Source organism: Planococcus sp. A6, from assembly GCF_028823615.1.
In the GTDB taxonomy this organism is placed as follows: Bacteria; Bacillota; Bacilli; order Bacillales_A; family Planococcaceae; genus Planococcus.
Genome location: NZ_JAPEHT010000188.1, coordinates 1 through 4,542, shown reverse-complemented (window position 1 = coordinate 4,542; position 4,542 = coordinate 1). Strand labels below are relative to the sequence as shown.

Here is a 4,542-nt window from a genome sequence, read left to right as displayed (position 1 = left end):
ATCCCGCATCTTTCATAATCCACACATACGGCCTTTCCGGCAAAACTTCTTCCAACTCACGGATCAATTCCAACAGCTCCCGGGTGAATGACTCGTACTCATCCGGCGGCGACACCACTTTCAACAACTTGATGAGCGAAGCCGTCGTCCCACGAGTGATATAGCCTTTTTCCTGATGCAGTTGCGCTTCGAGTTTCTCCAGTTCAAGCGGTGACCTTAACCGGAACGAATACAGCACTTCTTCATGCGCTGCCTTATTGCGGAACGGGAACGCGATCGACAGGATCTCATTGAGTTCCGCTGCACTCAGTGTGATGCCGTGTTCGCCTGCGTCGTCTGCAAAATCCTGCGCGATGCGCGTGCGCAAGTCTTGGTCGATGACCGTATAAAAGTTCGTAATCTGGCCGAGCGATAGGAAATTGACCAGAACCCACAGCGGCAAGTTCTTGTGCTTTTCGTAAAACTCGCGGAGCTCTGGGTAGCGCACGCGGTGGCGCTTTCTGTGGCTTTCGATCAAATTATTGAGTGTTGCCGTGATACGGTCACGCTCATGGAAATGGATGTCGTCCGGGCTGTAGTTCTGGTTGTCTAGGAAGCTGTCGACTTCTGGGAAGCGTTCGGAAAAACGGTACGCGAGCTTGGATTTGATGCTGCGCTCGAACTTCAGTAATTCCCCGAGCACCAGCAAACGCAGGTTGCGGTCGAATTGGTACAGCGCGAGAATATGACCGAACGTCGTCCCAGCTTCGTACAGTTCTTCACCGTACGGGTTTTTTGTCTCATCGCGCTCAAGGAACGGTTCCTTGTAGCCGTCGATGAGCGCGTAATAATTGTCGCGCGATAGCACGCGTCTTGCGGCCGCTTCGTCTTCTACAATGAGTCCACGGCTTTTCAAGATCGCGAGCTGTTCGTCATGCGTCGCAAAGCTTTTCATGTCTACCTCTCCCTGTTTAGTCATCGCTGAACAATTCGCTGGCAATGGACGCTGCGTCTTCCTCATCTTCCATCATGACCGCCGCGGATAAATTGCCGACTTTCGGGTCGTAGCCGATGAACCAGCCCATGTCGCCGTCATCGGTTTTGATGACAGCTGTCTTGCCGGCAAGCTCGTGGCCGTCTTCTTCTCCGGCTTTAACAAATGCCGCGCGTACCATTTCCGCTTGCTCTGGGCTGAGGAGCTCTTGCTTCAAGTTTTCTTCCTCTGCGTCTCCTAAAAGAATCGGTTTTTTCATTTCGCCGTCAGCTAAAAAGGTGCCGTACATAGCTGCGGCATGAAGGATGTTGACGCGCACTTGGCTCTGTCCGGAGGCGGAACTCGCGAGTTGTCCTTCCGATCCGAACGTGCCGCTTTCCGAAATTTGCGAAGCCGCGAGCGGCACCGGATAATCGAACGCCGCGCCGAAGCCGAATTCATTCAAACCTGTTAAGAAACTATCGTTTTGCATATTGGTCGCTTGGATCGCAAAGTAGATGCTATCGGAATGGACGAGTGCTTTTTCCAAGTCGATCGGGTTTTTAACACCCGGATTCGGCCGGGTGATGCGGAAATCGTTCCAAGACGGGTATTTCTGCCATGTCTCTCCGTCAATTTCGATGCCTTCCGCCGGATCCAGCGTCCCTTCTTTCATGGCAACGGCCGCCGTGATTGGCTGCATCACGTAAGACGGCGGATAAGTCGCAGCCGCCCGGTTGAAGAACGGCTGACCGGGATCATCCGTGAGTTCGCGGAAACGGCTTTCCTTAATTCCTGGAATGAAATCATTCGGGTCGTAAGCTGGCGAACTGACCAAGACATGCGTCTCTCCTGTGTACGGATCGACCGCAGCAGCAGTGCCCGGTTCCCCGCCCATTTCCTGGTAGACTTCCTGCTGCAGATCGGCGTCGATCGTCAGTGCAATCGTTTCGCCGGCTGCCGAGGAGTTATCGACGGCGGTGATTGTTTCGTTTTGTGCCGTCTTTTCAATCAAGATCTTGCCGCCACGTTTTCCGCGCAACTCGGTTTCGAAAATCTCTTCCAAGCCTTCGCGCCCGACGATGTCGCCTTGGCCATAGCCTTGCCCGCTGCGCTCTTCCAGTTGTTCAGCGGTGATCGGCGCGATATAGCCGGTCAAATGCGCCATCGATTCGCCGTATGGGTAATCGCGCATCGTCACTTTCGTGCGTTTCGTGCCGGGAATCGCAAACAGCCGATTCAATTTCTCGCGGTCCGGCCCGACAGTTCCGAGCGGCACGTAATGGTGCGGCTGGACCCACGGCTTTTCGAGTTCTGCGTCAATATCTTCGACGGACAAATCCAAAAGCCCGGCGAGCCGCTCCGTGTAATCATCACGGTCAAAATTTCCCGGCACAACGCCGATCTCGTAGGCATCCGTATTGCCGGCGATGACCTTGCCATTACGGTCGACGATTTCGCCGCGCTCGGTATCGCTGATTTGCACAGATACATTATCGTTTTTTGACAGATTCGGCAAAATGAAAGATGGATCCCATTCCGCAAACCATTCACCTGCTTTGTTTTCTTTCGTCTCCTCATAGACAAAACTCAGCGTCTTGTCGAATTCGATTTTGCCGACTACGCTATCCATTGAAATCGTCATCGGAATGTCCGCCGGCTCGTTTTTCAGCCACGGCTCTTCGCCCAATTGCCAATCGATTTCGCGCTCCGATAAGGACAATTGCTCTTCGAGTTCTACTTGCCAGTCGATGAATGTCTCTTCGCCAAACGCCTCTTTAGCCCGTTCTGTCAGAAATTCATCGTACAGTGTTTCATATTCACCCGCTTGCCACAACTCCATAAATTGCTCTGCACGCGGTTCGGGCGATGCGACTGTCTCCGGTTCCGCCTCTTCCGGCACCGGCACTTCCGCTTCCTCGTCTGAACACGCCGCAAGCGCAAACGCCGCGCCAATCCCGATCATCCACAGCTTTCTTTTTCCCATTGCTACCCCTCCGTCTCCTTAGCCCTTTTTACCATCTTACCCTGAAACCGCTTGCTTCAATACGGTAATTTTTGGATTAAGGACGCGAAAGCGCGAAATTGACTCGTATAATTAAGAAGAATCTCATTCATAATGAAACAAACCACCTCATCTTCCGTATAATTAAGGAAGAAAAGGAGGCCATTTATGTTCGCTGAAATGAAATCGCGTTATTTGATTCTCTTCACTATCCTCGGCGTCATCTCGACCTTGATCATTTTCATGCTGATCGGCGCGGATCCCGTGACGACCGAAATCGCGGTGCAGATTGCCTTTTATATTGTTGTCCCGTACTTTTTCTTTCATTATTATTGGAGCAAGAACCCCGATTGGTCGTTCAGTGAAGTCTTGACTACCAAAGGCATCAAGCCATGGCTTCCTGGCATACTGGGCATGGTGCTCGTGTCGATTGCGTTTTCGCTGGCGATGTTCTGGCTGCAGCTCGCGATTCTCTATCCAGCGTTTCCATGGCTTGCGGAATTATTGCTCGCGCCGATCGAAACGCCGGGTGGTGTCGGATATGAATATTTCACGTTGCTGACGCTCGTGATCTTTGCGCCGATCGTGGAGGAATTCGTCTTCCGCGGCGTGTTCTTGACACGCTTCGCGGCGAAAACTTCGATGTGGGGCGGCATCTTGATTTCGAGTTTATTGTTCGGCGTATTGCATCTCGATTTTGTCGGCGCGTTCTTGTTCGGCATCATCGCGTCGCTATTGTATTTGCGCACCGGCAATTTATTGCTGCCGATCCTGTTCCATATGCTCAATAATGCGCTGGCGGCGTTATCGATTTATGTGCCGATCGACGAGTTTTTCGCAATCGATTGGTTTATCGTAACGACGGCTGCCGATATTGAAGCGAAAGCGGTCGCCAATATGATCATCATGGCTATCAGTACGCTGCTCACGGCTTGGATCATCTACCGGCTCGCCAAAGGCTTGAAGGACAAAGCGCATAATCACAACCTCGCTGAACCCTTGCCAGAAAGCGACGTGCAGTAAAGAAAATTGTCGATGATCTGTCACGCCCCGTTCATATAGCGTTTATATTCATGCGGTATGATACAGTCATACGAACTCAGGGATGTTCCAGCGGCCCAGTTTGCCGCGGGGCCCTAAAGCTATAGGAGGATTTTCATGAATAACACAGCTACACCCCGCAACAATTCTTTAGAGAAAAAATGGAGCTTGCGCTTGATCCAGTTTTCGGCCATCTTCGGATTTATCGGGACCTATCTCGGATCGCATATGGCGGGACAGATGGATTATGCGCTGCGCCCGATCCACGCACATATTTTGCTCGTCGGCTGGCTATCGGTTTTTGCCTGGGGCGTGTTCTACCGCTTGTACACGGTCAAGTACAAAAAGCTCGTCACCATTCACGGCTTTCTCGCGATGATCGGTGCAGTCGGATTAACCGCCGGCATGTGGTTCTATAATTTGAATCCGTTTAATATGAACGATACTTTCGTTTTGATCTTCTTCATTGCAGGCGGCACAATTTTGCTGCTCGCGTTCTTATTGTTTGCGGTCATCACGTTCTTGACGGAAAAAGACTGATAAA

Annotated in this window: 4 protein-coding genes; 2 read left to right on the top strand and 2 right to left on the bottom strand. The window is 51.7% G+C overall.

Translation table 11 applies throughout. From position 1 onward, the window contains the following. On the bottom strand, nt 1-934 hold a 934-nt coding region (locus ON064_RS17240), incomplete at its 3' end, for an Abi family protein (RefSeq protein WP_274625738.1). 16 nt (nt 935-950) lie between these two features. Continuing rightward, nucleotides 951-2,939, bottom strand: coding sequence for a penicillin-binding transpeptidase domain-containing protein (locus ON064_RS17235; protein ID WP_274625737.1), 1,989 nt, complete (start codon nt 2,937-2,939; stop codon nt 951-953). Nucleotides 2,940-3,125: 186 nt separating this feature from the next. Here ON064_RS17235 and ON064_RS17230 point away from each other — a divergent pair, with 186 nt between their 5' ends. Both ON064_RS17230 and ON064_RS17225 read left to right on the top strand, forming a co-directional pair. Then, a complete protein-coding gene (locus ON064_RS17230) occupies nt 3,126-3,980 on the top strand; it encodes a CPBP family intramembrane glutamic endopeptidase (RefSeq protein WP_274625736.1) in 855 nt (284 codons plus the stop codon). Between the two features lie 135 nt (nt 3,981-4,115). Continuing rightward, nucleotides 4,116-4,538 carry a hypothetical protein gene (locus ON064_RS17225; protein WP_274625735.1) on the top strand — a complete coding sequence of 141 codons (423 nt, stop codon included), beginning with the start codon at nt 4,116-4,118 and terminating at the stop codon, nt 4,536-4,538. Nucleotides 4,539-4,542: the final 4 nt, after the last annotated feature.